The organism is Mycobacterium hainanense, assembly GCF_041890355.1.
GTDB lineage: Bacteria > Actinomycetota > Actinomycetes > Mycobacteriales > Mycobacteriaceae > Mycobacterium > Mycobacterium hainanense.
The window spans coordinates 892,266-918,926 of sequence record NZ_CP169059.1; the positions used below are offsets into that span (position 1 = coordinate 892,266).

Annotated in this window: 27 protein-coding genes; 15 read left to right on the plus strand and 12 right to left on the minus strand. The window is 66.8% G+C overall.

Annotation, left to right across the window (positions count from 1 at the left end; genetic code table 11):
* Nucleotides 1-42 precede the first annotated feature (42 nt).
* Nucleotides 43-870 carry an SDR family NAD(P)-dependent oxidoreductase gene (locus ACEL92_RS04275; RefSeq protein ID WP_374024395.1) on the plus strand — a complete coding sequence of 276 codons (828 nt, stop codon included), beginning with the start codon at nt 43-45 and terminating at the stop codon, nt 868-870.
* Here the strand turns inward: ACEL92_RS04275 and ACEL92_RS04280 are convergent.
* Nucleotides 858-1,502, minus strand: coding sequence for a PAS domain-containing protein (locus tag ACEL92_RS04280; RefSeq protein WP_374024396.1), 645 nt, complete (start codon nt 1,500-1,502; stop codon nt 858-860). The genes ACEL92_RS04275 and ACEL92_RS04280 overlap by 13 nt on opposite strands.
* Before the next feature lie 205 nt (nt 1,503-1,707).
* On the opposite strand from ACEL92_RS04280, the gene ACEL92_RS04285 reads away from it, so the two are divergent.
* The 9 genes from ACEL92_RS04285 (at nt 1,708) to ACEL92_RS04325 (ending at nt 11,639) form a co-directional block, all read left to right on the plus strand.
* Nucleotides 1,708-2,373 carry a TetR family transcriptional regulator gene (locus ACEL92_RS04285; RefSeq protein WP_374024398.1) on the plus strand — a complete coding sequence of 222 codons (666 nt, stop codon included), beginning with the start codon at nt 1,708-1,710 and terminating at the stop codon, nt 2,371-2,373.
* 11 nt (nt 2,374-2,384) lie between these two features.
* Nucleotides 2,385-2,579: a ferredoxin gene (locus ACEL92_RS04290; protein ID WP_374024400.1), complete on the plus strand. Its 195-nt coding sequence runs from the start codon at nt 2,385-2,387 to the stop codon at nt 2,577-2,579.
* Nucleotide 2,580: 1 nt separating this feature from the next.
* A complete protein-coding gene (locus ACEL92_RS04295) occupies nt 2,581-3,828 on the plus strand; it encodes a cytochrome P450 (RefSeq protein WP_374024401.1) in 1,248 nt (415 codons plus the stop codon).
* A gap of 157 nt (nt 3,829-3,985) precedes the next feature.
* Nucleotides 3,986-5,047: an amidohydrolase family protein gene (locus tag ACEL92_RS04300; protein ID WP_374026072.1), complete on the plus strand. Its 1,062-nt coding sequence runs from the start codon at nt 3,986-3,988 to the stop codon at nt 5,045-5,047.
* Nucleotides 5,048-5,055: 8 nt separating this feature from the next.
* Nucleotides 5,056-6,306, plus strand: a complete 1,251-nt coding sequence (locus ACEL92_RS04305; RefSeq protein ID WP_374024402.1) for a M24 family metallopeptidase — start codon at nt 5,056-5,058, stop codon at nt 6,304-6,306.
* Nucleotides 6,296-7,414 carry a M24 family metallopeptidase gene (locus ACEL92_RS04310; RefSeq protein ID WP_374024403.1) on the plus strand — a complete coding sequence of 373 codons (1,119 nt, stop codon included), beginning with the start codon at nt 6,296-6,298 and terminating at the stop codon, nt 7,412-7,414. Before ACEL92_RS04305 ends, ACEL92_RS04310 begins: the two co-directional genes overlap by 11 nt.
* Nucleotides 7,415-7,416: 2 nt before the next feature.
* Nucleotides 7,417-8,406: an enoyl-CoA hydratase/isomerase family protein gene (locus tag ACEL92_RS04315; RefSeq protein WP_374024404.1), complete on the plus strand. Its 990-nt coding sequence runs from the start codon at nt 7,417-7,419 to the stop codon at nt 8,404-8,406.
* Nucleotides 8,406-10,823, plus strand: a complete 2,418-nt coding sequence (locus ACEL92_RS04320; protein WP_374024405.1) for a CaiB/BaiF CoA transferase family protein — start codon at nt 8,406-8,408, stop codon at nt 10,821-10,823. Before ACEL92_RS04315 ends, ACEL92_RS04320 begins: the two co-directional genes overlap by 1 nt.
* Nucleotides 10,824-10,829: 6 nt before the next feature.
* The gene (locus tag ACEL92_RS04325) at nt 10,830-11,639 is read left to right on the plus strand and encodes an SDR family NAD(P)-dependent oxidoreductase (protein WP_374024406.1); all 810 of its coding nucleotides are present in this window, start codon (nt 10,830-10,832) and stop codon (nt 11,637-11,639) included.
* Here ACEL92_RS04325 and ACEL92_RS04330 read toward each other — a convergent pair.
* The 3 genes from ACEL92_RS04330 to ACEL92_RS04340 form a co-directional block, all read right to left on the minus strand.
* Nucleotides 11,636-12,466, minus strand: a complete 831-nt coding sequence (locus ACEL92_RS04330; RefSeq protein WP_374024407.1) for an SDR family NAD(P)-dependent oxidoreductase — start codon at nt 12,464-12,466, stop codon at nt 11,636-11,638. The two genes, ACEL92_RS04325 and ACEL92_RS04330, sit on opposite strands and share 4 nt — an antisense overlap.
* An 11-nt stretch (nt 12,467-12,477) precedes the next feature.
* Entirely contained in the window at nt 12,478-13,326 is an 849-nt protein-coding gene (locus ACEL92_RS04335; RefSeq protein WP_374024408.1) for a mycofactocin-coupled SDR family oxidoreductase, read from the minus strand.
* Nucleotides 13,327-13,556: 230 nt separating this feature from the next.
* On the minus strand, nt 13,557-14,207 hold the full coding sequence (locus ACEL92_RS04340) for a TetR/AcrR family transcriptional regulator (RefSeq protein ID WP_374024409.1): 651 nt from the start codon (nt 14,205-14,207) through the stop codon (nt 13,557-13,559).
* A gap of 242 nt (nt 14,208-14,449) precedes the next feature.
* On the opposite strand from ACEL92_RS04340, the gene ACEL92_RS04345 reads away from it, so the two are divergent.
* Nucleotides 14,450-15,625 carry an acyl-CoA dehydrogenase family protein gene (locus ACEL92_RS04345; RefSeq protein WP_374024410.1) on the plus strand — a complete coding sequence of 392 codons (1,176 nt, stop codon included), beginning with the start codon at nt 14,450-14,452 and terminating at the stop codon, nt 15,623-15,625.
* Here ACEL92_RS04345 and ACEL92_RS04350 read toward each other — a convergent pair.
* From ACEL92_RS04350 to ACEL92_RS04385, 8 genes are all read right to left on the minus strand, one after another.
* Nucleotides 15,622-15,885 (minus strand): DUF4190 domain-containing protein, encoded by a 264-nt coding sequence (locus tag ACEL92_RS04350; protein WP_374024411.1) that lies wholly within the window; start codon nt 15,883-15,885, stop codon nt 15,622-15,624. The genes ACEL92_RS04345 and ACEL92_RS04350 overlap by 4 nt on opposite strands.
* 80 nt (nt 15,886-15,965) lie before the next feature.
* Nucleotides 15,966-16,769: an acyl-CoA dehydrogenase family protein gene (locus ACEL92_RS04355; protein ID WP_374026073.1), complete on the minus strand. Its 804-nt coding sequence runs from the start codon at nt 16,767-16,769 to the stop codon at nt 15,966-15,968.
* A gap of 12 nt (nt 16,770-16,781) precedes the next feature.
* A complete protein-coding gene (locus tag ACEL92_RS04360) occupies nt 16,782-17,879 on the minus strand; it encodes an acyl-CoA dehydrogenase family protein (protein ID WP_374024412.1) in 1,098 nt (365 codons plus the stop codon).
* The gene (locus tag ACEL92_RS04365) at nt 17,876-18,310 is read right to left on the minus strand and encodes a nuclear transport factor 2 family protein (protein WP_374024413.1); all 435 of its coding nucleotides are present in this window, start codon (nt 18,308-18,310) and stop codon (nt 17,876-17,878) included. The genes ACEL92_RS04360 and ACEL92_RS04365 overlap by 4 nt, the downstream gene beginning before the upstream one ends.
* The gene (locus tag ACEL92_RS04370) at nt 18,282-19,514 is read right to left on the minus strand and encodes an amidohydrolase family protein (RefSeq protein ID WP_374024414.1); all 1,233 of its coding nucleotides are present in this window, start codon (nt 19,512-19,514) and stop codon (nt 18,282-18,284) included. Before ACEL92_RS04370 ends, ACEL92_RS04365 begins: the two co-directional genes overlap by 29 nt.
* Before the next feature lie 3 nt (nt 19,515-19,517).
* Entirely contained in the window at nt 19,518-19,850 is a 333-nt protein-coding gene (locus tag ACEL92_RS04375; RefSeq protein WP_073876722.1) for a hypothetical protein, read from the minus strand.
* Nucleotides 19,825-21,111: an aromatic ring-hydroxylating dioxygenase subunit alpha gene (locus tag ACEL92_RS04380; RefSeq protein WP_374024415.1), complete on the minus strand. Its 1,287-nt coding sequence runs from the start codon at nt 21,109-21,111 to the stop codon at nt 19,825-19,827. Before ACEL92_RS04380 ends, ACEL92_RS04375 begins: the two co-directional genes overlap by 26 nt.
* 13 nt (nt 21,112-21,124) lie before the next feature.
* Entirely contained in the window at nt 21,125-21,646 is a 522-nt protein-coding gene (locus tag ACEL92_RS04385) for a carboxymuconolactone decarboxylase family protein (RefSeq protein WP_374024416.1), read from the minus strand.
* Nucleotides 21,647-22,081: 435 nt separating this feature from the next.
* On the opposite strand from ACEL92_RS04385, the gene ACEL92_RS04390 reads away from it, so the two are divergent.
* The 4 genes from ACEL92_RS04390 to ACEL92_RS04405 all read left to right on the plus strand — a co-directional run bounded on the left by ACEL92_RS04390 (nt 22,082) and on the right by ACEL92_RS04405 (nt 26,644).
* Entirely contained in the window at nt 22,082-23,380 is a 1,299-nt protein-coding gene (locus tag ACEL92_RS04390; RefSeq protein ID WP_374024418.1) for an amidohydrolase family protein, read from the plus strand.
* A 138-nt stretch (nt 23,381-23,518) separates the two neighbouring features.
* Nucleotides 23,519-24,685 carry an acyl-CoA dehydrogenase family protein gene (locus tag ACEL92_RS04395; protein WP_374026074.1) on the plus strand — a complete coding sequence of 389 codons (1,167 nt, stop codon included), beginning with the start codon at nt 23,519-23,521 and terminating at the stop codon, nt 24,683-24,685.
* On the plus strand, nt 24,682-25,491 hold the full coding sequence (locus ACEL92_RS04400) for an enoyl-CoA hydratase/isomerase family protein (RefSeq protein WP_374024420.1): 810 nt from the start codon (nt 24,682-24,684) through the stop codon (nt 25,489-25,491). Before ACEL92_RS04395 ends, ACEL92_RS04400 begins: the two co-directional genes overlap by 4 nt.
* 4 nt (nt 25,492-25,495) lie before the next feature.
* Nucleotides 25,496-26,644, plus strand: coding sequence for an acetyl-CoA C-acyltransferase (locus tag ACEL92_RS04405; RefSeq protein ID WP_374024421.1), 1,149 nt, complete (start codon nt 25,496-25,498; stop codon nt 26,642-26,644).
* Nucleotides 26,645-26,661 lie beyond the last annotated feature (17 nt).

A 26,661-nucleotide genomic window follows, 5' to 3' on the forward strand; every position in this document is an offset into this window, starting at 1 on the left:
AACTGCTTGACTTAACGTGGTCGGCGCGGATTAACTCGTCGGGTGGTCAACGAATTGGCTGGCAAGGTTGCCATCGTCACCGGCGGTGCATCCGGAATCGGTCGCGGAATAGCGGAACGGTTTGTGGCGGAGGGCTCGCGGGTCGTCATCGCCGACATCGAGGCCGACCGGGGCGAGGAGCTGGCCGCCACATTGGGCCCCGAGGCGCTGTTTCGGCGTACGGACGTCTCCGACCCCGACCAGGTCGGGGCGTTGGTCGCCACCACCGTCGAGGAATTTGGCGGCCTGCACGTGATGGTGAACAACGCCGGAATTTCCAGCCCCCTGCGCCGACTGCTCGACGACGATCTCGCCGATTTTCACCGGGTGATGGGGGTCAACGTCCTGGGGGTGATGGCCGGTACCCGGGATGCCGCCCGCCACATGGCCGAAAGTGGCGGCGGATCGATCATCAACCTGACGTCGATCGGCGGAATCCAGGCGGGGGGCGGGGTGATGATCTACCGCGCGTCAAAGGCCGCGGTCATCCAGTTCACCAAGTCGGCGGCAATCGAGTTGGCGCGCCACGAGATTCGAGTCAACGCGATTGCCCCCGGCAGCATCCCCACGCCGATCCTGGCGTCGTCGGCGGTCGACGTGGACCCCGATGAGCTGGCGCGCTTCGAGGCGAAGATTCGGCAAGGGATGCGTGACGACCGGCCACTGAAGCGGGAGGGTACCCCCGACGACGTTGCCGAGGCGGCGTTGTACTTCGCCACCGAGCGGTCGCGCTATGTCACCGGGACCGTGCTGCCGGTAGACGGGGGGACGTCAGCCGGCAAGGTGATCCGCCCCCGCAAGGCGAGTGAGGAAGCGCGTCAGGGCTCTTGAGCGGGATGTCCGGCATGGGTTTCCAGCCGTAGCCTGGCCAGCGCCTGCGAGCGCTCAAGGTCTTCGGCGCCGATGCTTTCCGTGATGACGCTGTGCGAATGCGTCAGGACGCTGAGCACCGCTTCGCTAGGTAGGTCGGGAAATTGGCGCCCGAGCACCTCGGCCGCCCTCCTCAACTCGAAGAGTTTGGGGTACGCGCGCTCCTCCGGCGTCGGGGGTACGACACGGGTGACGTCCTGGGCGTGCTGCAGCACGGCGACGGTCTTCTTGCCGTCTTTGATCGGGTCGTTCATCGGTGTCCAGACCTTATAGACGAACGCGCCCGGGTTCTGCCGGTCGGGAAGGTCGTAGCGCTGGACCCCCATCCAGTGCCGGACCCCACGTCGGAACACCAGATCCAGCGACGCGCTGACGTTGGCCACGCCGTCCGCCTCGGGATCGGCCGGGTTGTCCGGGAAGACTTCGAACAGCTGGTGGCCCAGCAACTCTTCGCGCGGATGCCCGGACACGCGCTCGCAGGCGGAGTTGACCGCACGGATGCGCAAGTCGGTGTCGGCCAACAGGTACGGCGACCACTTCGATTGGAACCACGCGGATGCCTCGATCGCCGAGACCCGACTGGCTGACAACATGACTACCCCTGCAATGGTTCACCGTCCTGACACCGCCACCTCGCCGCCGCGCAAGAAGCCATCGTGACCCAGGTGGGCCGACCCGGACGAGGGACCTTTGTCACCCGCTGCCGGCCAAGTGGCCCAGAAGAGCGAGGTGCGAAGCCGTCAGGGCGAATTAAATCAATCGCTTGACTTAATCCTCGGCCCGCGGTTGACTGTCTGGGTGACCACTATCGGCCGGGCCGTGCGCACCGAGCGGGCCACTTCCACCCAGGAAGCGATTCTGGTTGCGGCCGAGCGGTTGTACGCCGAGCACGGCATGTTCGCGGTGTCGAACCGGCAGGTGAGCGAAGCCGCGGGTCAGGGCAATAACGCCGCGGTGGGCTACCACTTCGGCACCAAGGCCGACCTGGTGCGGGCGATCGAACACAAACATCGCCGGCCGGTCGAGCAGTTACGCGAGCAGATGGTGACCGAGCTGCACGACTCGAAGGAATCCCCCGATATGAGGGAGTGGGTGGCCTGCCTTGTGCGCCCCCTCACCGATCACCTGGAGGAGCTCGGCAACCCGACCTGGTATGCGCGGTTCGCGGCGCAGGCGATGACCGACCCCGCCTACTACAACATCATCGTCAAGGGCGCCCTCAGCTCACCGTCCCTGGTTCAGGTCGTCGAGGGCATCAACCGCTGCCTGCCCGACCTGCCGGCCGAAGTGCACTTCGAACGAAACATCATGGCCCGCAACCTGTTGATGCACACGTGCGCGGATCGGGAACGCGCGCTTGCTGCGGGCGCTTCGCCACCCCAGCGCTCCTGGCGGGCCGCGGCGTCGGGACTCATCGACGCCATCGTGGGTATGTGGCTGGCACCCGTCACGCCGTACGAGTGAAAGGTCCGCAGATGAAAGTGACTGTCGAACAAGACGTCTGCGCGTCGTCGGGAAACTGCGTGCTGAATGCGCCCGAAGTATTCGACCAGCGCGACGACGACGGCGTCGTGGTCCTGCTCAACCCCAGTCCATCGCCCGATCAAACCGAGGGCGCACGGCGGGCGGCCGCGGCGTGCCCCGCACTGGCCATCCACATCGAGGAATGACATGTCGGAAACGCTGACCAACACTTCCGCGGCCCAGGCGGCCGCCGAGATCCCGGATTACCCGATGCCGAGGCAAGCCGGCTGCCCCTTCGCGCCGCCGCCGGGTGTCATGGCGCTGGCCGAAAGGCGACCGCTGTCCCGAGTGCGGATCTGGGACGGCAGCACACCGTGGCTCATCACCGGCTACGAGCAGGTGCGCGAACTGTTTTCGGATGCCCGCGTCAGCGTCGACGACCGGCTGCCCGGATTTCCGCACTGGAACGCCGGCATGTTGTCCACGGTGCACAAGCGGCCGCGTTCCGTCTTCACCGCGGACGGCGAGGAGCACACCCGGTTCCGGCGCATGCTGTCAAAACCGTTCACCTTCAAGCGGGTCGAGGGTCTTCGCCCGACCATCCAGCAGATCACCGATGACCACATCGAGGCGATGCTGGCCGGACCGCGGCCCGCCGACGTGGTCACCGCGTTGGCGTTGCCCGTCCCGTCGTTGGTGATCAGCCAGCTCCTCGGGGTTCCCTACGAGGACGCCGACATGTTCCAGCACCTCGCGAACGTCGGCCTCGCGCGGTACGCGACCGGCGAAGACACCGCCAAAGGCGCCATGAGCCTGAACAGGTATCTCGCGCGGCTCGTCGAGGCCAAGATGGAGAATCCGGGCGAGGACGCGGTCTCCGACCTTGCCGAGCGGGTGAAGGCCGGCGAGCTGAGCGTGAAAGAGGCGGCGCAGCTGGGCACCGGGCTGTTGATCGCCGGGCACGAGACCACCTCGAACATGATCGGCCTCGGAGTGCTCGCGCTGCTGGTGAATCCGGACCAGTTGGCGGTCCTGCGCGGCGCCGAGGATCCCAAGGTCGTCGCCAGCGCGGTCGAGGAATTATTGCGCTATCTCAGCATCATTCAGAACGGTCAGCGTCGCGTCGCGCTGGAAGACATTCACATCGCCGGGGAGACGATTCGGGCCGGCGAAGGAATCATCATCGATCTGGCGCCGGCCAACTGGGATCCGCACGCCTTCCCCGAGCCCGACCGGTTGTACCTGCACCGCTCCGGGGCCGACCGCAACGTCGCCTTCGGGTACGGCCGGCATCAATGCGTGGGACAGCAGCTCGCCCGCGCCGAGCTGCAAATCGTGTACCGCACCCTCTTTCGCCGTATCCCCACGCTCGAACTGGCCATCCCGGTCGAGGACGTGCCCCTCAAAGACGACCGACTCGCCTACGGCGTCTACGAACTTCCGGTGACCTGGTAGCCCCGGTCACTACGCTTACAACGCCGATCCGAATGGAGGGTCAATGATGACGACTCAAACAAGCACCGTTTCGCTCTACCCGCCTGGCGGCTTCGGCGCGCCGAAGGATCGCCGCGGTCACGCCTCGGGCGCGGATGTCGGCCTGCCTCCGGGAACCTTGGTGTTCTCCGCGGACAACCACATCTCGCTGGCGGATGACATCTTCTACCAACGCTTTCCGGACGACCTCAAGGACAAGGCGCCTCGGATCTGGTACGAGGACGGCGCCTACCAGGTCGGCCGCAAGGGCCAGTCCTTCTTGCCGGGAGACTTCAGCGCGGTGCTGATGCAGTACGACGACCTTCCCGGTGCGGCGAGCACCAACATCGAGGCTCGCATCCAGGAACTGCACGACGACGGCGTCGACAAAGAATTGGCGTTCCCCAACGCGATCCTGGCGCTGTTCCACTACCCGGACAAGAAGCTGCGCGAGTTGGCCTTCCGCACCTACAACGAGTACATCGCCGAGCTGCAGGAGCGCTCGAACGGCCACTTCTACGGCGCCGGGCTGATCAACTGGTGGGACGCCCAGGGGACTCGGCGGACATTGGACGAGCTGAAGTCGCTGGGGCTCAAGACTTTTCTGATGCCGCTAAATCCCGGCAAGGACGACGACGGCAACCCGATCGACTACTCCAGCACCTCGATGCGCTCGGTGTGGGACGAGATCGAGGCCGCCGGTCTTCCCGTCACTCACCACATCGGGGAGACTCCGCCGAAAAGCCCGACGGAGTTCAACAGCGTCGTGGTCGGGATGATGATCAACATCGACGGCTTCCGGGAGACGTTCGCCAAGTACATCTTCGGCGGCATCCTCGACGACCATCCGGGCCTGCGGATCGGCTGGTTCGAGGGGGGCATCGCCTGGGTGCCGTGGGCGCTGCAGGACGCCGAGCACCTGGTCGCGTCATACCAGCACATGTTCAACCGCCCGTTGCAGCACGACGTGCGGTACTACTGGGACAACCACATGAGCGCGTCGTTCATGGTCGACCCGCTCGGTCTGCAGCTGATCGACAAGATCGGCGTGGACAAGGTGATGTGGTCCAGCGACTACCCCCACAACGAAAGCACCTACGGATATTCCGAGAAGTCGCTGGCCGCCGTCGTCGACGCGGTCGGCCCCGCCGACGCCGCGAAAATCGTGAGCGGCAACATCACCACCTTCCTGGGCCTGTAGGGGGCCTGATGACGACATTCGCGCAAGCGGGCGCGGGTATGAGCAGCCTGGTGATCCCCGAGACGCCCGACCTGGGCCGCATGCGCCGCGACACCGGCGCGCGGCTGCGCTCGGCGATGGCCGAACGCGGTGTGGACGCGCTGATCCTGCTGGGCAACAACGCGGTGGTCTATGCGACCGGCACCAGTTGGCCGCTGGGTGACGCCGGCCTGTCCTATGTGGAGCGGCCGGTCGCCGTGGTGCTCGCCACCGACGAGTGGCCGCACTTGTTCCTGCCGTTCCGCGAGGGCGCCGCGCTGGAATCGGACCTGCCTGCCGATCATGTGCACGGGCCGGTGTATCTCGAATTCGACGAGGGCGTGGGCGAATTCGCACGCCTGCTGGCCGAACTGATACCGCCGCAAGCGGTGGTCGGGATCGACGAGTGCACCGGCGCCATGTCGCGCGCCGCCAAGTCATTGTTTCCCGGCGGCGCGCCCGTCGACGCCGCGGCCGTCGTCAGCGCAGCCAAGGCGGTGAAGACCTCGGATGAGTTGTCGTGCATGCGCACCGCCATCCGGATCACCGACGAGGCGATGGTGGAGGTGCACAAGCGGTTGGCCCCGGGAATTCGGCAGATCGAGCTGTCGGCGAGCTTCCTGCGGCGGGCCTTCGAGTTGGGTGCCACCGCCAGCATGCTGGAACCGATCTGGCAGGTGATGCCGCCCAGCAAGGCGGACGGGGTGTGGACCACGCACGGCGACCTGGCGTTGCCGCTGCTGACCACCGAGCGGGAACTCGCCGAGGGCGACGTGTTGTGGACCGACGTCAGCATCACCTACCACGGTTACTGCTCGGATTTCGGCCGCACCTGGATCGTCGGCAGGGACCCGACGCCGCGCCAGCGGGCGCAGTTCGACCGGTGGTTCGCAATCATGACCGCCGTTCTCGGGGTCACCAAGGCGGGCGCCACGGCCGCGGATCTGGGTCGCGCCGCCATCGAGGCGAACGGCGGGAGCAAGCCCTGGCTGCCGCATTTCTACCTGGGCCACGGCATCGGCGTGAATGCCGCCGAAATGCCCATGATCGGAACCGATCTCGGCGCCGACTTCGACGAAAACTTCGTCCTGCAGCCCGGCATGGTGCTGGTGTTGGAGCCCGTGGTGTGGGAGGACGGCACCGGCGGCTACCGCAGCGAAGAGGTCTTGGTAATCACCGAGGAGGGCTGGATCCGATTGACCGACTACCCCTATGACCCCTATGGCTCCCATGTCGGTTGAAGTTTGCCCTGACGACCGTGCGCTGCGCGCGGGTCGCCGCCAGCGAGTGCTGGATCAGATGGCGGCCCACGACCTCGACACCCTGGTACTGGGTCGCCAAGCAAACGTCCGCTACGTCACCGGCGCGCCGCAACTGTGGGTCGCCGGCACCCGGCCGTTCGGGCCGACGTGTGTGCTGATGCGCGAGACCGGCGCGATCCATCTGCTCAGCACCTGGGATGAAGGCGTCCCCGACGACATTCCGCACGAGAACCTGTACGGCATCTCGTGGAACCCGATGAACACCATGTCGGCGCTGCAGCGCATCGACGGGGCAGCCACCGCACGGCGCGTCGGAACCGACGCGATATCACCGGTGTTCGCCCAGTTGCTGCCGACGGCATTTCCCAACGCCGAACTCGTGGACGGCGAACTCGCGATGCGCGCCGCCCGGCGCATCAAGACGGCCGAGGAACTGGTGTCGCTGCGGGAGGCGATCGCGGTCGCCGAGGCCGGCCTGGCCGCCGCCGTGTCCGAACTGCGGCCCGGTATAACTGAACAGGCCCTCGCGGGCGTGCTGCTGGAGGCCATCGCGGCCGGCGGGGTGAGCACCCCGTCAAACCAGGACGTCGCATGGGTGACCTCACCCGACCACCCGTGGCGGCGGGCCGCCAGCGACGGCCGGGTCAAAGACGGCGACCTGGTGGCGTTTTCGGCCGGTGTGCTGGCCGGTGGCTACGTCGGCGAGGTCGGGCGCACCTGGCCGGCAGGCACGGTCCGCGGCGCGGCCGCGCTGTATCGGCGCTGGAACAACTTGTGGGACAGGCTCTTAGCCGCTTGCCAGCCGGGGGCCGGGGCAGGCGAATTACTGCGCGCCTACCAGGCCGCGGGGGAGGCGGCGCCCCCGATGCCGGTGGCCCGCGGGCTGGGCATGGGTTTCGACCCACCCGTCATCTCCAAGCACCTGCCGGCGACCGCCGAAGGGGAACGGCTGGAGCCGGGCATGGTGCTGGCCGTGACGGGCTACGTCTGGGAGCAGGGAATCGGTGCCGTGTTCGGGCGGGAGGCGGTATTGATTTCCGCCGACGGACCCAAGGTGCTCACTTCCAGCCCGTCGTGGCACGAATAGCCATGTCCGACAAGCCGGATCCCCCGGCCGAGGACATCATCAGGTACCACAAGGACGCCGAGACGCGCATCGCCACCATCACGTTCGATCGGCCGGATCAGCTGAACGCACCCACCATCGCCGGGCGGCTGCGCTACGCCGACCTGTTGCACCGCGCCTCGATCGATGACGGGGTCAAGGTGCTGGTGGTCCGCGGGGCCGGCGAGGACCTCGGCTCGGGAGCGGATCTCCTCGAGGAGATGGCGGCGCAGAATTCGGCGGACCCCAATGACCGGCTGGCCGAGTACCGGATCGGCGACGAGGGGGTGACGTTTCCGCCCGAGGGTTCTTTTCGGCGCGGCGCCACCCTCGGCCAGTGGTACGCCAACCCGAACTCGGGCATCCGCGGCCTGCAGGACTTCAAGAAAATTAGCATCCTCGAGGCCAAGGGCTACTGCTACGGCTGGCATTTCTATCAGGCGGCCGACGCGGATCTGGTGATCTCCAGCGACGACGCGCTCTTCGGCCATCCGTCGTTCCGGTACTACGGCTGGGGACCCCGGATGTGGTGGTGGGCGCAGACGATGGGAATCCGCAAGTTCCAGGAAATGGTCTTTACCGGAAGGGCTTTCACCGCCGCGGAGATGTACGACTGCAATTTCCTCAACAGTGTGGTCCCCCGAGCGGAACTCGAAGCCGAAGTCCAGCGATACGCGCTGGCCTGCGCCCGCAACCGCCCCACCGACACCGTGTTCATGCAGAAAGTCTTCTTCGAGATCATGAAGCAGTTTCAGGGCGAATACCTGGGCAGCATGCTCAGCGGGCTCCTCGAGTCGATGGGCGGTGCCGTCCGACCCGACGGCGACGACGACTTCACGCTCCGTGACGCCATCGGCCGCGGGCTGGGCGGGGCGGTGAAAGACAACGACAGCAAGTTCCCCCCGGAATGGCGCCTGAGTAAGAAGGCCCGCAAGGGCGCCAAGAAGCACCCCGATCGAAAGCGGAAGCGGTAGTGGGGGAATCCGCCGTCGAACCCCCGTTGGCCGGCGATACCGTGATCGACCTATCCACCGGAATAGCGGGGGCCTACTGCACCAGGTTGCTCGCCGACGGCGGCGCCGACGTGGTCAAAGTCGAGCCGCCGGGCGGCGACGCACTGCGCTGCTGGTCCGCCTCCTGCGCCGCCATACCGCCCGACGGCGGCGGGGCTCTGTTCGACTTTTTGGCCGGATCCAAGCACAGCGTCGTCGCGGATCCGGGCATCGACGATGACGTCGAGCTGGTCGACAGGCTGCTCTCGGCCGCGGATGCGGTGGTATGGTCTCGCGGCTCGAAACTCGCCGAACACTCGCGGTTTTCGCCAGCAGCGATCCACCGCCGCCACCCGCACCTCACCGTCATGTCGATCACGCCCTTCGGACTACAGGGCCCCTGGCGCGACCGTGCGGCAACCGAATTCACGCTGCAGGCATGGTCGGGCGGCATCATCGGGCTCGGGCGTGGCGAACCGGACCGCGCACCGGTCTTCGTGGGCGGACAGGTCGGCGAGTGGGTGGCCGGGGTCTATGCGAGCGCGGCGCTACTGGCGTCGCGGTACGGCAGTGTCGGTGGCGGCGCCGGCCAGCTCCTGGACCTGTCCATGCTGGAAACCCAGATCTTGTCGCTGACTTACTATCCCGTCACCTATTTCGAGATGCTCGGGCGGCCGTGGCGCGACGCACGGCGCCTCACCGTGCCGGGCGTGGCCCGGGCCAAGGACGGACTGGTGGACGTCGGCTGCGGGACCGCGCAACAGTGGTTCGACTTGTGCGCGATGATCGGCCGGCCGGAATGGATCGACGAGGACGTGGACCTGACGATCACCGAGCGGGCCAACCTCAATGCCGACGAGATCTATGCGTGGTTCGAAGACCATACGGTCGACGAGATCCGAGAACTCGCGACGGCGTTTCGGATCCCCAACGCTCCTGTTGCCAACGGCGCCAACGTCGCATCCCTCGACCACTTTGTCGAACGCGGCTCGTTCGTGCGCAACCCCGGCGGCCGGTTCGTCCAGCCGGGCCATCCCTACCGGCTGCACCCTCCGATGCTGCGCCGGCCGCAACCGGCGCCGCGGACGGGGGAGCACACGACGCGTTACCGTACCGCGAAACTCACCCCCCGCCCGCGACCGGGCCGGCCCGCGAATCCGCTGCCGCTGAACGGGGTTCGCGTGCTCGACATGACGACCTTCTGGGCCGGTCCGTGCTGCACGCATTTCCTGGCGATGCTGGGCGCCGAGGTCATCCACGTCGAGTCCGCCCGCCGGCCCGACGGCACCCGGCTGATCGCCGGCGTTGCGGTCACCGAAGCCCAGTGGTGGGAGAGGTCGCCGATTTTCGCGGCCCTCAACACCAACAAGAAAGACGTGACGCTGGACCTGCAGAGCGCGCGCGGGCGGGACCTACTGCGCCGCCTCATCGCGACGTGTGACGTGGTCGTGGAGAACTTCACGCCCCGCGTCCTCGATCAGATCGGGCTGGATTTCGGTGCCGTGCAGGCCATCAAGCCCGATGCGGTGCTGGTGCGGATGCCAGGGTTCGGCCTGGACGGGCCGTGGCGCGACAACCCGGCGTTCGCCTATGTGATCGAGGCGGCGTCCGGGCTGACCTGGCTGACCGGATACCCAGACCGGACGCCCTACGATCCCTACTCGATCGGTGACCCCAACGCGGGCATGCACGCCGCGAATGCGGTCCTGCTGGCGCTCGCGCACCGGCGGCGCACCGGTCAGGGCGTGTTCGTCGAAGCGGCGATGGTGGACGCCGCGCTCAGCATCGCCGCCGAACAGCTCATCGAATACTCCGCGCACGGGGCGCTGCTGGAACGCAACGGCAACCGGGGGCCGGCGGCGGCGCCGCAAAACCTCTACCGCAGCGCCGATATCGACGAGTTCGGTCTACGCGACTGCTGGGTGGCCATCGCCGTGAGCACCGACGCGCAGTGGGAGAGCCTGCGCGCGGCGATCGGGTCGCCCGCGTGGGCGGCCGATCCCACGCTGGCCACCGCAACCGGCCGCAAGGAGCGGCACGACGTGATCGACGCGCGGTTGTCGGCGTGGTGCGAGCGCCGCGGCGGCGACGAGATCGTCGCATCGCTGTGGGACGCCGGCGTACCGGTGGCCAAGGTCATGCAACCGCACCGCCAGACCGAACTGGATCAACTGACGTTCCGCGGGTTCTTCGAGGAAGTCGACCATCCGGTCAACGGTCCGGCTAGGCTCAGCACCGTGCCGATCAGGTCGTCCGCCGGGCCGTCGAAGTTCCATACCCGGCACGCGCCCCTGCTCGGGCAGCACAACCACGAATTGCTGACCGAACTCGGGTTGAGCGACGCGGAGATCGCCGAGCTGGAAGCCGAAGGCGTTCTCGGCCAGGCACCGGCGATGTGACCGAAGATGGGCATCGATCCTTCCGACATCCTGCTCACCGGCCGCGTGGCGGTGGTCACCGGTGGAGGAGCGGGCATCGGTCGCGGCATCGCGGCCGGGCTCGCCGCCTTCGGCGCGTCGGTCGCGATCTGGGAACGGGACCCGCAAAGCTGCGCTGACGCCGCGGAATCAATCGGCGCCCTGGGCATTCCGACCGATGTGCGGGACAGCGGCCAGGTCGACGAGGCGCTGCGTCGCACGATCGCCGAACTGGGCGTGCCTTCGATCCTGGTCAACAACGCCGGCGGAGTGTTCTCGTCACCGCTGTTGGAAACCAGTGAAAACGGTTGGGATGCGCTCTACCGGGCCAACCTGCGCCACGTGCTGCTGTGCACCCAGCGCGTCGCGCGGCAGCTGGTGTCGGTGGGCCGGGGCGGCAGCATCATCTCGGTGACGTCGATCGAGGGAGTGCGCGCCGCGCCGGGTTATGCGGCCTACGCGGCGGCCAAGGCGGGCGTCATCAACTACACCCAGACCGCGGCGCTCGAGCTGGCGCCACACGGCATCCGGGTCAACGCGATCGCGCCCGACATCACGCTCACCGAGGGGCTGGCGCAGCTGGGCGGCGAGGCGGCCCTGACCGGCATCGGCCACGTCGTGCCGCTGGGGCGTGCCGGCCACGTCGACGAGATCGCCGGCGTCGCAGTGTTTCTGGCGTCCGATATGTCAGCCTATTTGACCGGCCAGACCCTGCACGTCGACGGCGGCACCCGCGCGGCGAGCGGCTGGTATCACGATCCCCAGACAGGGGATTACCGGCTCGGCCCATCCGGTTAGTGACTCCACCCTTCGGCGGCCTGCTCGGAGAAGATGCGGTCGATGCGCTCGAACCTGCGGCGTATCGAGGCGCGGGCGGCCTCGTGCGGCAGCACGTACAGGCGGTTGGCCAGGATCGCGTCCGCCGTCAACCGGGCGACGTCATCGACGGTCACGCCCTCGTCCTGCGTCGGGAGCGTCCCGTCCGCCGCCTCCGGCGAAGACGACAGCCCGTAGTCTGCGCCCCGGATCCGTTCCGAATTGGAGACCAGCTTGGTCTCCACCACCATCGGGCACAGCACCGAAACGCCGATACCGTTGTCCTTGACCTCCCGGGCCAGTGTCTCGGCCAGGCCGACCACGCCGTACTTGGCGACGCCGTACGCCCCGAGGCCGGCATTGGGAACGAGGCCGGCGAAGGACGCGGTGAACGCGAGGTGTCCACCCGTGCCCTGCTCGAGCAGGCGCGGCAGGAAGGCCTCGACGGCGTGGATGTTGCCCCACAGGTCGATGTCGATGACCCAGCGCCAGTCGTCGTGGGTCATCTGCGCGAGCGGACCCGCGACCACGATGCCCGCGTTGCTGAAGACGACGTCGACGCGGCCGAGCAGGCGGAAAGATTCCTTCGCGAGGTGAACCATCTCGTGGAGATGCCGGACGTCACATGTCACGCCATGCGCGTCGAATCCCTGAGCGCGCAGGTGGTTTACCGCCTGCTCCAGGCCGGGCTGGTCGACGTCGGACAGCACCACGCGGGCGCCCCGGCGGGCGAATTCGGTGGCGGTGGCCAGACCGATCCCACTGGCCCCGCCGGTGACGACCGTTCCACGACCCTCAAACCCGTCCATGGGACGGCACTCTATTTCAAGCAGCTACCCGCATCGATCGGCAGGGTCACGCCGGTGATGTACCGGGATTCGTCGGAGGCGAAGAACAGCACCGCATTGCTGACGTCGATCGGCTCCACCCACGGGACCGGCATGGTGTGGAACAGCTGGCAGATCGGCGCCATGTCATCGGGTCCCGGGTTCTCCAGATCCGGGCGGAACATCTTGAAGGTGCCCTCGTTGTGCAGCATCGGTGTCTTGACGTGGGTCGGGTGCACCGAGTTGACGCGAATCATGTGCTGTCCCAATTCGACTCCGAAGGCCCGCATCAACCCGACCACACCGTGCTTGGCGGCGACATAGTGGCCGGTGTGGGGGTAGGCCTTCAGCCCGCCGACCGAGCTGGTCAGGATGATAGAACCGCCCCTGCCGCCCGATAGGAGATGCGGCACACCGGCTTTCACGGTTTTCCACACCCCGGCCAAGTTGATGTCGATCATCTCGGTCCAGTCTTCTTCGCTGGTCTTGTCCAAAGTGTCGCCGCCGTTGCCGATCCCGGCGTTGGCGACGATGATGTCCAGCCGTCCGAGTTGTTCGACACCGCTGTCCACCGCCGCCTTCAGCGCGCCGAAGTCGCGCACGTCGACCTCGGCGGTGACGATCCTGCGGTTGTGTCCCTTGACCAGGTCGGCCGTTTCGGCGAGGTCCTCGGGCGTCGAGGCCGGGATGGCGGTGTCCGTCACGCCCTCGCGGATGGGCTTGCAGATGTCGACGGCGATGATGTCGGCACCCTCTTGCGCCAACCGCACCGCGTGGCTGCGGCCCTGACCGCGTGCCGCCCCGGTGACGAAAGCGACTTTGCCCTCAACACGTCCGGTCATGGCTACCTCAACTCCTGACTATGGATCACACGCCTCAGCGCAGAAGAGCCGGGACCGCGTCCCCCCGGGGACCGCGGGTCTGGCCGTCTTTGCACTCTGTCACCACCGCAGCAGGGGTGTCAACGCCGAATCCGTTTTGGCTATTTGTAATTCTAAATATTAGAGAATCTCATTCTCGGCGGCCAATGAGGTGCGGTATTTGATCGGTTCTCCGGTTGCGGGCGTCGCCGTCAGCCGACGAATCCGCGCGAGCAGAAGTCCCACACCTCTTCGCTGGTGATGGGGTGGATGGTCGCGTCGTCGGAGCCGCCGCTGGATTGCGCGATGAACATGACGGTCTGCATGGTCATCGCGGCCATGCGCTTGGCATTCACGCCCGCCCGCAGCTTGCCGGCATCATAAGCGGCTTCCATCAGCTCGGTCAGCAAAGCCAGCAGGGGGGCATGCGCCACTTTGACCTCAGCGGGATGCGTGACTAGCAACCGGGGAGCAAAATCGGTGAACAGCGGGCGCTTCGCGGTCGGGTCCGGGCGGGAGGCCTCATACAGGAGTTGGACGGCGACCTTGAGGCGCTCCAGGGGATCGGCCTGGCTTTCGGTGGCGGCGCGGATCTGGTCGGCGGACCGGCTCAAGGCGTCTTCGAACAGCGCCAGTAGCAGCTCATGCTTGCCGTCGAACTGCAGGTAGAAGCTGCGCAATGACTGGCGGGACCGGTCGACGACCTCCTGCACGGTAAAGTCCGTGGAGCCCTTCTCGATGATGATCGCCTGGGCGGCGTCCAGAAAACGCTGAACGCGCTGTGCGGCGCGCAGTTTGGCGGTCTTGATCGACCGCTCGACGGCCCGCTGCTTCCAGGCCGGCTCCTCGCTGGGGCTGGTCACGGCCGGCTCAGCTGGTTGCCGAGAGGGGAGAACATGGTTGGACTCTACCGGAGAACGCCGTGACATCGCTGCGCTCGACCCCCTCACGGATCATGTGTCGGAGATTGTAACTTTCCCGCCACGAGAATACTATTCTCTTAGACGTGTGTATGGAAGCGTAATCGTAAGAGCGAACCGCGCGGTCGGCGGAAATCCTGATCTACCGACGCGGGCGAGTGCTCAGGACCGTTGCGGGGAGTCGCGTGCAACTCACCTTTGACGCCGACGTGGAGGCGTTCCGCTCCGAATTCGTCGCCTTCCTGGACGCGCATCTGCCCTCCGACGCCGAGGCGTTCGAACGGCCGCGCTCCAGCTCGCACGTCCCGGAATGGGCGCGGCGCTGGCAGCGGCTGCTGTTCGACAGCGGGTGGCTGCTCCCCGGGAATCCGCCGGAGTTCGGCGGGCGCAACGCCACGCTGCTGCAGCAGTACGTGTATTTGGAGGAACTCGGGCGGCGGCGCATTTACCAAAGCTTCAACCCGCAGGGCGTAGGCATCATCGCGGCCTCGCTATTGACTTTCGGCACGCCCGAACAGAAGCGGAATTGGGCGGTGCCGATATTGCGGGCCGAGATGACCGCGTCGTTGGGGATGAGCGAACCGGGGGCGGGCTCGGACCTCGCGTCGCTGAAAACCCGTGCGGTGCTTGACGGTGACCACTTCGTGGTCAACGGGCAGAAGGTATGGACGTCGGGCGCCCACGACGCCGACGTGTTGCTGACCTTCGTGCGCACCGATCCAAAGGCGCCGAAGCACAAGGGTATTAGCGTGTTGCTGATCCCGACCGATACCCCGGGGGTGGTGCGCCGCCCGTTCGCTTCGATGTGTGACAGCGACGAAGTCGACTTCAACGAGGTGTTTTTCACCGACGCGCGGGTGCCGGCCGAGAATCTGGTGGGAGAACTCAACGGCGGGTGGCGGGTTGCCACCGGTTCCCTGGGGCACGAACGCGTGATGCTGTGGATGGGTTACGTCGACCTGTTGCACGAACTGAGCATCGATTTCGCCCCATCGAGCTCGCTGGAGCGGGATCGCTACGCCACCCTGGTGATGGACGCCTACGCGTTGCGGCTGTTGGGATCGGCGGCGTTGTCGCGGGCCGCGCGCGGGGAAGAGGACGTCCCGGCCCAATCGGTGCTCAAGCTGCTGGGCTCCGAAGCCCTACAGCGGGCGTCCGAGGACGCGCTGAATGCCGCGCAGACGGATGGGCTGGTGCACCGCGCGGTGACCGCCCCGTTCGCCGCGCTGAACCTCGACAGTCATTACCGCAGCTGGTTCGACCGATACGCACGCAGCTTCGCCGCGACGATCGCCGGCGGCACGTCGGAAATCCAGCGGAACATCATCGCCGAGCGCGTACTTGGACTCCCCCGGAATTAGCGGGCGTCCAGCCAAGCGTAGTACCCGATCGCGACCAGCCCGGCCGCGATCGACACGGCGCCTAACGCCATGCCCGCCAATGCCGTCCGGAAATTGTTCGCCTCGCCCCGCTGCACCCGTCTGCGCGCCGCATCCCCCGTTATCACCGCCGCGATGCCGAAGGGCACCCCGAGCAGCATCCAGCACGTGAGGAGCGCGACCACGCCGATGAGCAGCGAGGCGACGCCCATCTCGTTTCGAGGAGGCTCGGGCTGACTCATCACGTCCCATCGTCGGGTGGACAGACGAAAGTGTACGCGCCCGTGTCAGATCACGTTTCTCCGCAGAAACGCCCGGGGCGTCACAGCTCCGCCAGCCGCGGCGCAAAACCCCTGTGTACCAGCGTCTTTCCGGCCTCGCGGGTCAGCTCTCGCGTGTTGCCCAGCAGACCGTCCAGCGTCATCGAACGTTTGACGTGGTGGTGCAGCGGGTGCTCGGCGGTAAAGCCGATACCGCCGAGTACCTGCTGGCAGTGGCGGGCGGCGGTCAGCGCGGCCTGGCCGGCGGCGGCCTTCGCCAGCAGCGAGGCAAGGCTGTCGTTGGAATGCGCCGCGACGTGCAGCGTCGCTTCGGCACCCTCGATCGCAACGAGCGTCTCAGCCAGCCGGTGCCGGATCGCCTGGAACGAGCTGATGTGCCGGCCGAACTGGACGCGGTCCAGAGCATGCTGGCGCGCCAGCGCCAGCATGGCTCGGCCGGCGCCGACCAACCACCAGCCCACTGCCCGCCGGGCCGCGTCCAAGGCCGCCGGGGCCAACAAATCCCCTTGTGCCACACGGTGTATCGGCAACAACTCGTCGATCGCCGAACCGGCGATCTCGCCACGCTCCCAAATCACCCAGGAGCCGCCGGCGAACGGTAGCGGCGCGGTGTCGCTTGGCGCGGCGCCGGTCCCGCGTAACACCACGTCGTTGAGGACCGGGGCGTGGGCGCCGGTCTCGCCGAGCAGCCGGAATACCAAAGAGACGGCGACATCGGGCATTTCGTCCAGCATGTCCCGCCAACCCAGATCGGTCAGCGCCGCATCGAGCTTGGCCCCCGACGCGGCGGCCATCGTCGTCCGCAGTGACCCCTCCAGCAGGCTCAGCGACTCGGGATCCGTCATGCCGTCCACGGTTCACTCCTTCCCGAGGTCGAGCAGCCGGCGGGCGATGATGTTGCGCTGAATCTCGGCGGTGCCGCCGTAGATGGTCGCCGCGCGCGAGTACAGGTATTCGGGGCGCCACGGCGTGTCGTCGAGCTCCAGCGTTCCGGGCAGCAGGTCGCGCACTGTGTCGTAGAGCCGTTGCTCCGCGCCGGCCAGCAGTACCTTGTCGATGGACGTGTCGGGTCCCAGACGTGCCCCGTCACCCAGCCGGTGCTGGGTGTCGCGGGATCGGCAGCGCAGCGTGTGCAGCGCCAGATACGCTGCGCCCAGCGCGGATTCGCTCGGCTCACCGACGTCGGACGCCTGTGCGATGAGTTCGTCGAAGCGCGAGTACAGGTAGGCGATTCGCTGCCAGAAGCAGGTGGACCGCTCATACGGGAGAAGGTCCATGGCGAGGCGCCAGCCGTCTCCCGGTTGGCCCAGCATCCGGCTGCCCGGGATCACCACGTCGTCGTAGTAGACCTCGCAGAATTCGTCCACGCCGTGCATCGTCCGTAGCGGCCGGATGGTGATGCCCGGCGTGTCGAGGTCGACGAAGAAAGCGGTGATCCCGTCGTGGCCGGGTGCGGTGCGGGTGAGCAGGATGCAACGCGACGAAAATTGCGCGAAGCTGGTCCAGACCTTCTGCCCGTTGACGATCCAGTTGTCGCCCCGCTGCGTCGCACGGGTGGTCAGTGATGCCAGGTCGCTGCCCGACCCCGGCTCGGAAAAGCCTTGACACCATTGCTCTTCGCCGCTCAGCAGCCGGGGCACCATTTCGGCGGCGAGCTCCGGCCGGGCGTAGTCGATCATCGTGGGTGCGAGCACTTCGAGCATCGAATAGGGGCCGGGTTCGGCGAGGCGGCGACCGACGACCTCCTCGCCCACGATCGCGCGTAGGACCGCGGGACCACCCAATCCACCGACCTCGGTGGGCCAGCCGTAGCGCATCCAATCGGCGTCGTAGAGCGCGCGGCTGACCCGGGCGAATTGCCGCATGTGGCCCTGCAGCGAGTGGTCGGACCCGGGGGTCAGGTCATTGTCGTCGAGCCACGAGCGCAAACCCGCCCGGAATTCCTCGACATTCACGGCGTCGGGCGGCCGATGGCGTGCGGACGCCCGGAGTCGTGCACGCCGCTGCGCCGAATGAACGTCATCGCACGGGTTTTCAGCCGCCAACCGTCCGGGGTGCGGCAGTAGGTATCGCGGTAGTAGCCGATCCGCATGTCATGGGTGGCGTGGTCGATGAAGCACAACGGCTGGGTGCCGCTCGCGGAATCACCGTCGATGTTCTCGATCAAAGCGGTCCCGGTGAGGAACAAGCCCTTTGGGGCCGCCGCGACCAACTCGGGGAACCTGTCCAGCTTGTAGGTTGAGCCGAAGGCGCTGTAGGTGCCGTCCGGGGTGAAGACACCGATCAGCCCGTCGATGTCTTCCTGGGTGATGGTGACCGCGTAGCGGGCGAGCAGCTGCTGGATCTCGACCAGGTCGTCAGTTCGAGTTTGCTGATTTGTCGACATAGACCTTGCCGCCTTTCATGACAAAGCTCACGTTCTGGGTGACGGTGATGTCTTCCAACGGGTCTCCCGGCACCGCGATGATGTCGGCGAGCTGACCCACCGCGAGCCGCCCGCGGTCGGTCGAGTTGATCAGCTCGGCCGCGGTCACCGTTGCCGCCCGCAACACCGCCAATGGCGGCAGCCCCCAGTTGACAAGGGTGACAAGCTCGTCGGCATTGCGGCCGTGCGGGATCGCGGGCGCGTCGGTGCCCACCGCGATCTTCACGCCCGCCTCGTACGCGGCCACGATCGAGGTGCGCGCCTTCGGGAACATCTCGGCCGCCTTGGCCTGCAGCTCGGGCGGGGCGTGCGCGACGTCCATGGCGTCCCCGTCGGCCAGGCGCCGGGTGCTCACCAGGAAGGTGCCGTGCTCGACCAGGGCGGCGATCGCCTCGTCGTCGATCAAAAATCCGTGCTCGATGCAGTCGATGCCGGCGTCGACGGCGTGCTTGACCGCCTCGGCGCCGTGCGTGTGCGCGGCGACGCGCAGGCCGCGCCGGTGCGCCTCGTCGACGATCGCGCGCAGTTCCTCATCGGAATAATGTTGCGCACCAGGCGGACCGGTCAGGGACATCACCCCGCCGGAGCAACAGACCTTGATCAGCTCGGCCCCGTGCTTGATCTGGTAGCGCACCGCCTTGCGGATCTCGTCGATGCCGTTGGCGATGCCCTCCTCGACCGTCAGCTCCAGCGCGTGGGGGGCGAACGCCGCGAACATCGTGGGGTCCAGGTGGCCGCCGGTGGGCGTGATCGCATGCCCGGCCGGCACCACGCGCGGCCCGTCGATCCAGCCCGCGTCGATGGCCTTGCCCAGCGCGACGTCCAACAGGTAGCCGCCGGTCTTAACGAACAAGCCGAGGTTGCGCACGGTGGTGAATCCGGCGCGCAGCGTGCGCCGTGCGTTGCCGACAGCGCGTAACACCCGCGTCGGCGGGTCATCCTGCACCTGGGACAGTCCGGGCTTTTCGCCGCGGCCGCCCATCAACAGGTTGACCTCCATGTCCATCAGCCCCGGCAGCAGGATGTGGTCGCCGAGGTCGATGAGTTCACCTTCCGGCTCGCCGCCGACCCCGACGATCCGGTCGCCCTCGACCTGGACGACGCCGGGGGAGACGATCTCGCCGGCGTCGACGTCAAGCAGCCCGGCGGCCCTGAGCGTCAACACCGGTTAGATCACCGGCTCCCGGATGCACTCCACCCAGGCCGCGCCGCTGTCGGGCACTCTCGGCTGTTTCCACGCCTCGATCGGAAACGACACCATTACGAGCGACTGCATCATGTGCATGAGAGCCTTTGCGTCCTCGGGGAGATCGTCGAGTGGGTACTTGTCACAGTAGGCGATCACGTCGTTGAGGCGGGGGAAGGCCACGTCGTAGAAGGCCTGCATTTCGGCCATCGTCGAGGACAGCCGCTTGGCGTAACGCTCGGGTTCGGTGGCCAGGTCCCAATCCAAAAAGGGCTCGAGGTCGGCGAATTCAGCGGGCAGCAGCGACGTGGCCATTGTTCTGATACTCCTTCACGTAGTCGCCCGTGGTCTTGTGCAGGTGACGGATCAAGACTTCCTGGTCGCACAGCAGGAATTCCTTGACGGCCCGGGTGCCGATCATGGTCTGGGTGGCCTCCAGCGTGTTGGCGTCCTGCAGCGCGTACTCCTTGAACGTCACGGCGGCCAACTCCTGGGCCAGCCGCTCCCGCGCATTGCGCGGCGGGACGAAATACAGCGTGCACTCGAAGATGTGCTTGTCCACCGCGGTCGGCCAGTAGTGGTAGGTCAGGTACCAGCCCGGCTCCCAGATCAGCAGCATGAAGTTCGGGTAGAAGAGCCACGAGTCGATGCCCCACTGCGGCACCCGCTTCACGTTGACACCCGGTGGCAGCTCGAGGTTTTCGATGATCTCCGGCTTGTCCCAGGGGCCGAACAGGCCGCTGCGCAACACCTGGTCCATCGGCTTGACCATGGACATGTCCGGGGGCGGGGCCTGGCCGCCCCAGGTCGACTGCAGGTTGTGCGGGCCTGCCAACTCGTAGTGCAGCGCCTCGTAGCCGTACTTCTGGATCTTGGCGGCCTCCTCCTTGGTGTACTGCCCCTGGTGCAGGATCGGCGCGTGGTAGAACTCGACGAACGCGTCGATGAACAGCTTCCAGTTGCTGCCGACCTCGGCGCGGTAGGAGTAAGTCTCGGTCATCTCGCCGAAGGGGTAACCCTCGATGCTCTTGGCCAGTGGGCCGAGGTAGTCGATCAGCGGCGCCGCGCCCGAGTCGAAGTTGATGAAGATGAAGCCTTCCCACACCTCGCACCGCACGGGGGCCAGGCCGAAGTTGCCCTTGTCGAGGTCGAAGAACTCCTCTTCCTGTTGAACGAAGGTCAGGTCACCGTCGAGGCTGTAGCGCCAGGCGTGGTACTTGCAGGTGAACTGTCGGCAGGTGCCCGAGGTTTCCTCGTTGGGAAAGTCGTTCCACACCAACTTGTTTCCGCGGTGCCGGCAGACGTTGTGGTACGCCTTGACGGTGCCGTCCTTGGTCTTGACGATGATCACCGACGTGCCCTTGCCGGCCGACGGCAGCTCTTTGGTGAAGTAGCTGCCGGTGCGTGGGAGCCGGTTGACGCGGCCGACGTTGAGCCAGGTCTTCCTGAAGACGGCGTCGCGCTCGGCTTCGAAGAACGCCGGATCGATCGAGTCGGTGTAATCGACAGGCGCCGTGCCGAGTTCGGGGTAGTTCTCTGTCCAGCTGCCTGCGGCTGGCTTGGGGAAGTGGGGCACCTTTCTACCTCTCCTAGTGGTTCTGATCGGCGTGCTCGAGCTGTACGCCAAAAGTGTTGAAGGCCATGGCCAGCGTGGTGTAGCAGCCGACCGTGAAGACGAAATCCATCCGCTGCTGGTCGTCGAGGCGCTCGCCGAGCGCCGCCCAGGTCTCGTCGGACATCTGCGATTTCTCTTCGAGCTCGTCGACCGCGGTGATCACCGCACGATCGAAGGGATCGGCAGCCTTCCCATTTTTGACCGCCGCGATCTGGTCGTCGGTGATGCCCTCGTCCTTGGCCATGCGGACGTGGTGGGACCACTCGTAGGCGCAGTCGCGACGGTGCGCCACCCGCAGGATGGCCAGTTCGCGGACGCGCGCGGGCAGCGGGGACGAGGTCAAAAGATGAACGTTGAACCGCAGAAACGCCTTGGCCAGCGCCGGGTGGTGGGCGAAGGTGCTGAGCGCGTTGTTGGCGGCAGGGTCACGCATCGCCGAGAGCGCCTTGTGGGTCGCTTCGTCCCACTGATCGGCCGGCAGCGGCGGCAACCGCATCCGTGCTCCCCTCTCGCCATCCTCCCGGCCACCTCTCGGACTAGGAGAATCAGATTCTCATTTCCAACCAATAGAGTTGCACGAATCGCGCGGCGGGTCAATGCCGGCGGGCGACGCCGCGCCCGGCCAAGGTGCCGCGTGCGCGACCCGGTGTTGAAACGGCGGTGTGCCAGCGGAAACGTCGTAAGCCGGCCCGGGCGCGGTCGCGACGACGCGGGCTACCCCGGCGCATCCTGGCCCCGCTGCGGGGCCGAGGATGGGCGCGTTTCGTCGCCGGTGGGGCGGGCAAACGCCGGCCGGGCCGTCGGCTGGATGTTGATTCTCGCCTGGCGAGAAGATAGTTTTCAATTTAGTGATCTTGGCACGGGACAGCGATTCGCCCAGGCTGCGTGGGAGCGGAACCGGATAGGCGGACCCGACGGAAGGGCAACGGCCATGAACAAAGAAGACATGATTCTGATCAGCGTCGACGACCACACCGTCGAGCCGCCGGACATGTTCAAGAACCACTTGCCGAAGAAGTACCAGGACGACGCGCCGCGGCTGGTGCACAACGCCGACGGTTCGGACATGTGGAAGTTCCGCGACACGGTGATTCCCAACGTCGCGCTGAACGCGGTGGCGGGCCGGCCGAAGGAGGAGTACGGCATCGAGCCGACGGGTCTCGATGAGATCCGGCCGGGTTGCTACAACGTCGACGAGCGCGTCAAGGACATGAACGCCGGCGGCATCCTGGCGTCAATCTGCTTCCCGTCCTTCCCGGGCTTCGCCGGGCGGCTGTTCGCCACCGACGACAACGACTTCTCGATCGCGCTGGTGCAGGCCTACAACGACTGGCACATCGACGAGTGGTGCGGCGCCTACCCCGCGCGCTTCATCCCGATGGCGATCCCGGTGATCTGGGATGCCGAGGCGTGCGCCGCCGAGGTGCGCCGGGTGTCGAAGAAAGGCGTGCACGCGCTGACCTTCACCGAAAACCCCGCCGCTATGGGCTACCCGAGCTTCCACGACGAGTACTGGAACCCGCTGTGGAAAGCGCTGGTGGAGACCGACACCGTGATGAACGTGCACATCGGGTCCTCGGGTCGGTTGGCCATCACCGCGCCGGACGCGCCGATGGACGTGATGATCACGCTGCAGCCGATGAACATCGTGCAGGCCGCCGCGGACCTGTTGTGGTCGCGGCCGATCAAGGAGTACCCGGACCTGAAAATCGCGCTGTCCGAAGGCGGAACGGGCTGGATCCCCTACTTCCTCGAGCGCGCCGACCGGACCTATGAGATGCACTCCGCCTGGACGCACCAGAACTTCAAGGGCAAGCTGCCCAGCGAGGTCTTCCGCGACCACTTCCTGACCTGCTTCATCAGCGACAAGGTCGGCGTGGCGCTGCGCAACATGATCGGCATCGACAACATCTGCTGGGAAGCCGACTACCCGCACAGCGACTCGATGTGGCCGGGAGCGCCGGAAGAGCTCTGGGATGTGTTGTCCCTCAACAACGTTCCCGACGACGAGATCAATAAGATGACGCACGAGAACGCCATGCGCTGGTATTCGTTCGACCCGTTCACCCACATCTCGCGCGAACAGGCGACGGTGGGTGCGCTGCGCAAGGCGGCCGAGGGGCACGACGTGTCCATCAAGGCCAAGGGCCACGACAAGGACGCCAGAGGCGGCTCGTCGTTCGCGGACTTCGCGGCCAACGCGAAGGCGCTCACCGGCAACAAGGACTAAGGGCGTCGCCGGTCCCGCGAGCAGACGCGTACTCGCTTAACTCCGGTGGCGATGATGCGAGTTTGCGTTCCCCCGCAAGCGGGCGGTGTGCCCAGCTCGCGCTGAAGAAGAGGAGACCCAGCAGTGCCCGGCGCCGGAATGAACTTCGAGCTGACCGACGACCAGGAGTTGATCCGCCGGTCGGTCGCCGAGCTGGCGCGCAAGTTCGACGACCAATACTGGATGGAAAAAGACTCCGCACACGAATTCCCTTTCGAGTTCTATCAGGCCATCGCCGACGGCGGCTGGCTGGGCATGACGATCCCCACCGAGTACGGCGGCCATGGCCTCGGGATCACCGAAGCCACGATCCTGCTGGAAGAGGTGGCGAAGTCGGGCGGGGCCATGAACGCCGCCAGCTCGATCCACCTGTCGATCTTCGGCATGCAACCGGTGGTAGTGCACGGCTCCGACGAACTCAAGGCGCGCACGCTGCCGAAGGTCGCCACCGGCCAGGTCCACGTGTGCTTCGGCGTGACGGAACCCGGTGCCGGGCTTGACACCTCGCGCATCACCACCTTCGCCAAACGCGACGGCGACCGCTACATCGTCAACGGCCGCAAGGTGTGGATCTCCAAGGCGATGGAGTCGTCGAAGATCCTGCTGCTGACGCGCACCCAGAGCTATGAGGAAGTGACCAAGAAGACCGACGGGATGACGCTCTTCATCACCGACCTCGACCGCAACAGGGTCGACATCCGCCCCATTCGCAAGATGGGCCGCAACGCCGTCAGCTCCAACGAATTGTTCATCGACAATCTCGAGGTTCCGGTCGAGGACCGAATCGGCGAGGAGGGCAAGGGATTTCAATACATCCTGGACGGGCTGAACCCGGAGCGGATGCTGATCGCCGCCGAGGCCCTCGGCATCGGTCGGGTGGCGCTGGACAAGGCGGTGAAATACGGCAACGAGCGTGAGGTCTTCGGCCGGCCCATCGGCATGAACCAGGGCCTGCAGTTCCCGCTCGCCGACTCGCTGGCACGCCTCGACGCCGCCGAGTTGATGCTGCGCAAGGCCACCTGGTTGTACGACAACGGCAAACCCTGTGGGCGCGAGGCGAATACCGCGAAATACCTGTGCGCCGACGCCGGGTTCACCGCAGCGGACCGGGCGCTGCAGACTCACGGGGGCATGGGCTACGCGGAGGAGTACCACATCACGCGGTACTTCCGCGAGGCCCGGCTGATGAAGATCGCGCCGGTCAGCCAGGAGATGATCCTGAACTTCCTGGGATCCAACGTGTTGAAACTGCCGAGGAGCTATTGACCGCGCCCGACGAGCCCGTGCTGCTGGCCGAGGACCGCGACGGAGTACGCACGCTCACGCTCAACCGCCCGCGCCGCAAGAATGCGATCAACCCCGAACTCTGGATCGCGCTGCGCGATGCGCTGCATGCCGCCGGTCACGACCGCGGCGTGCGCGCGCTCGTGCTCACCGGCTCCGGCGGCAGCTTCTGCTCCGGAGCCGACATCTCGGTCCCCGACGACATTCATCCCAACTACAAGCTGCAGCGACTGACCGACGTGGCGCTGGCCCTGCACGAGCTTGCGATACCGACGATCGCCAAGGTCACCGGGGTGGCCGTCGGGGCGGGATGGAACCTCGCACTGGGATGCGACCTCGTCGTCGCAACGCCGGAAGCGACGTTCTGCCAAATCTTTTCCAAGCGGGGTCTGTCGATCGACCTCGGCGGATCGTGGCTGCTGCCGAAACTTGTCGGCCTGCAACAGGCTAAGCGGCTCGCGCTGCTCGCCGAGACGATCGGCGCCGAGGAGGCGCACGCGTTGAACTTGGTGACGTGGCTGGTGCCGGCAGCGGAGATCGACGCCTTCGTCGACGATCTCGCCGATCGGCTGGCGGCCGGCCCGCCGGTCGCCCTGGCCCACACCAAAGCGCTGCTGAACGAGGGCGCGCACAGCACGTTGCGCGACGCGCTGGCCAACGAGGCCCGCGCCCAGGTCGGCAATTTCGCGACCGCCGACGCGGCCGCCGCCTATGCCGCCTTCGCGCAGCGGCGCGAGCCGTCGTTTACTGGCCGGTGGGCATTGTCGAAATCCAAGGAGGCGGAGTAGCGATATGCGCGAAACAGTCATCGTCGAAGCCGTGCGCACCGCGGTGGGCAAGCGCAACGGCGGCCTGTCCGGAATGCACGCCGCCGACCTGTCCGCCGTCGTCCTCAACGAGTTGCTGGAACGCGCCGGTGTCGGCCCGGAAGTCGTCGACGACGTGATCTGGGGATGTGTGTCCCAGGTCGGCGACCAGTCCAGCAACATCGGCCGCTACGCCGTCCTGGCCGCCGGTTGGCCGGAGACCATCCCCGGGACGACCGTGAACCGCGCGTGCGGGTCCAGCCAGCAGGCGCTCGACTTCGCCGTGCAGGCGGTCATGTCCGGCCAACAGGACGTCGTGGTTGCCGGCGGCGTCGAGGTCATGAGCCGCGTCCCGCTGGGTTCGGCCAGGGCGACCGGCATGCCGTACGGCCCAGAGGTCCTCGCCCGCTACGACGACTTCTCCTTCAACCAGGGCCTGTCGGCGGAGATGATCGCCAAGAAGTGGGGTTTCTCCCGCACCCGGCTCGACGACTACTCCACCCAGTCCCACCAACGGGCCGCGGCGGCCCAGGACGCCGGCGCGTTCGCCGACCAGATCGTACCGGTGTTCACCGGCGACGACACCGTCGTCGCCGCCGACGAGGGCGTGCGGCGGGGGACCACGGTCGAGAAACTCAGCGGACTCAAGCCGGCCTTCACCGAAGACGGCGTCATCCACGCGGGCAACTCCTCGCAGATCTCCGACGGCGCGGCCGCGTTGCTCGTGACGACCGCGGAGATGGCGGTCGAGCTGGGGCTCACCCCGCTGGTGCGCTATCTGGCCGGCGCGGTGACCGGGGCCGATCCGGTGCTCATGCTCACCGGGCCCATCCCGGCGACCGAGAAGGTGCTGAAGAAGGCCGGGGTCGGCCTGTCCGAGGTTGGCGCGTTCGAAGTGAACGAGGCCTTCGCGCCGGTGCCGCTGGCCTGGATGGCCGAGACCGGGGCCGACCCCGACCGGGTCAACCCGCTCGGCGGCGCCATCGCGCTGGGTCACCCGCTGGGCGCGTCCGGGGCGGTGTTGATGACACGGATGGCGCACCACATGCGCGACAACGGAATCCGCTACGGGCTGCAAACCATGTGCGAGGGGGGCGGCACCGCCAACGCCACCCTGGTGGAGCTGGTGGGCTAGCTCCGGCGTTCACCGCA

Bases quoted from the DNA above. Each gene is read 5' to 3' on its own strand.
- ACEL92_RS04310 (WP_374024403.1), top strand. From the start codon at position 6,296: ATGTCGGTTGAAGTTTGCCCTGACGACCGTGCGCTGCGCGCGGGTCGC.
- ACEL92_RS04355 (WP_374026073.1), bottom strand. From the start codon at position 16,769: ATGACGGATCCCGAGTCGCTGAGCCTGCTGGAGGGGTCACTGCGGACG.
- ACEL92_RS04350 (WP_374024411.1), bottom strand. From the start codon at position 15,885: ATGAGTCAGCCCGAGCCTCCTCGAAACGAGATGGGCGTCGCCTCGCTG.
- ACEL92_RS04305 (WP_374024402.1), top strand. From the start codon at position 5,056: ATGACGACATTCGCGCAAGCGGGCGCGGGTATGAGCAGCCTGGTGATC.
- ACEL92_RS04390 (WP_374024418.1), top strand. From the start codon at position 22,082: ATGAACAAAGAAGACATGATTCTGATCAGCGTCGACGACCACACCGTC.
- ACEL92_RS04385 (WP_374024416.1), bottom strand. From the start codon at position 21,646: ATGCGGTTGCCGCCGCTGCCGGCCGATCAGTGGGACGAAGCGACCCAC.
- ACEL92_RS04395 (WP_374026074.1), top strand. From the start codon at position 23,519: ATGAACTTCGAGCTGACCGACGACCAGGAGTTGATCCGCCGGTCGGTC.
- ACEL92_RS04295 (WP_374024401.1), top strand. From the start codon at position 2,581: ATGTCGGAAACGCTGACCAACACTTCCGCGGCCCAGGCGGCCGCCGAG.
- ACEL92_RS04405 (WP_374024421.1), top strand. From the start codon at position 25,496: ATGCGCGAAACAGTCATCGTCGAAGCCGTGCGCACCGCGGTGGGCAAG.
- ACEL92_RS04315 (WP_374024404.1), top strand. From the start codon at position 7,417: ATGTCCGACAAGCCGGATCCCCCGGCCGAGGACATCATCAGGTACCAC.
- ACEL92_RS04280 (WP_374024396.1), bottom strand. From the start codon at position 1,502: ATGTTGTCAGCCAGTCGGGTCTCGGCGATCGAGGCATCCGCGTGGTTC.
- ACEL92_RS04335 (WP_374024408.1), bottom strand. From the start codon at position 13,326: ATGACCGGACGTGTTGAGGGCAAAGTCGCTTTCGTCACCGGGGCGGCA.
- ACEL92_RS04365 (WP_374024413.1), bottom strand. From the start codon at position 18,310: ATGTCGACAAATCAGCAAACTCGAACTGACGACCTGGTCGAGATCCAG.
- ACEL92_RS04330 (WP_374024407.1), bottom strand. From the start codon at position 12,466: ATGGACGGGTTTGAGGGTCGTGGAACGGTCGTCACCGGCGGGGCCAGT.
- ACEL92_RS04325 (WP_374024406.1), top strand. From the start codon at position 10,830: ATGGGCATCGATCCTTCCGACATCCTGCTCACCGGCCGCGTGGCGGTG.
- ACEL92_RS04290 (WP_374024400.1), top strand. From the start codon at position 2,385: ATGAAAGTGACTGTCGAACAAGACGTCTGCGCGTCGTCGGGAAACTGC.
- ACEL92_RS04375 (WP_073876722.1), bottom strand. From the start codon at position 19,850: ATGGCCACGTCGCTGCTGCCCGCTGAATTCGCCGACCTCGAGCCCTTT.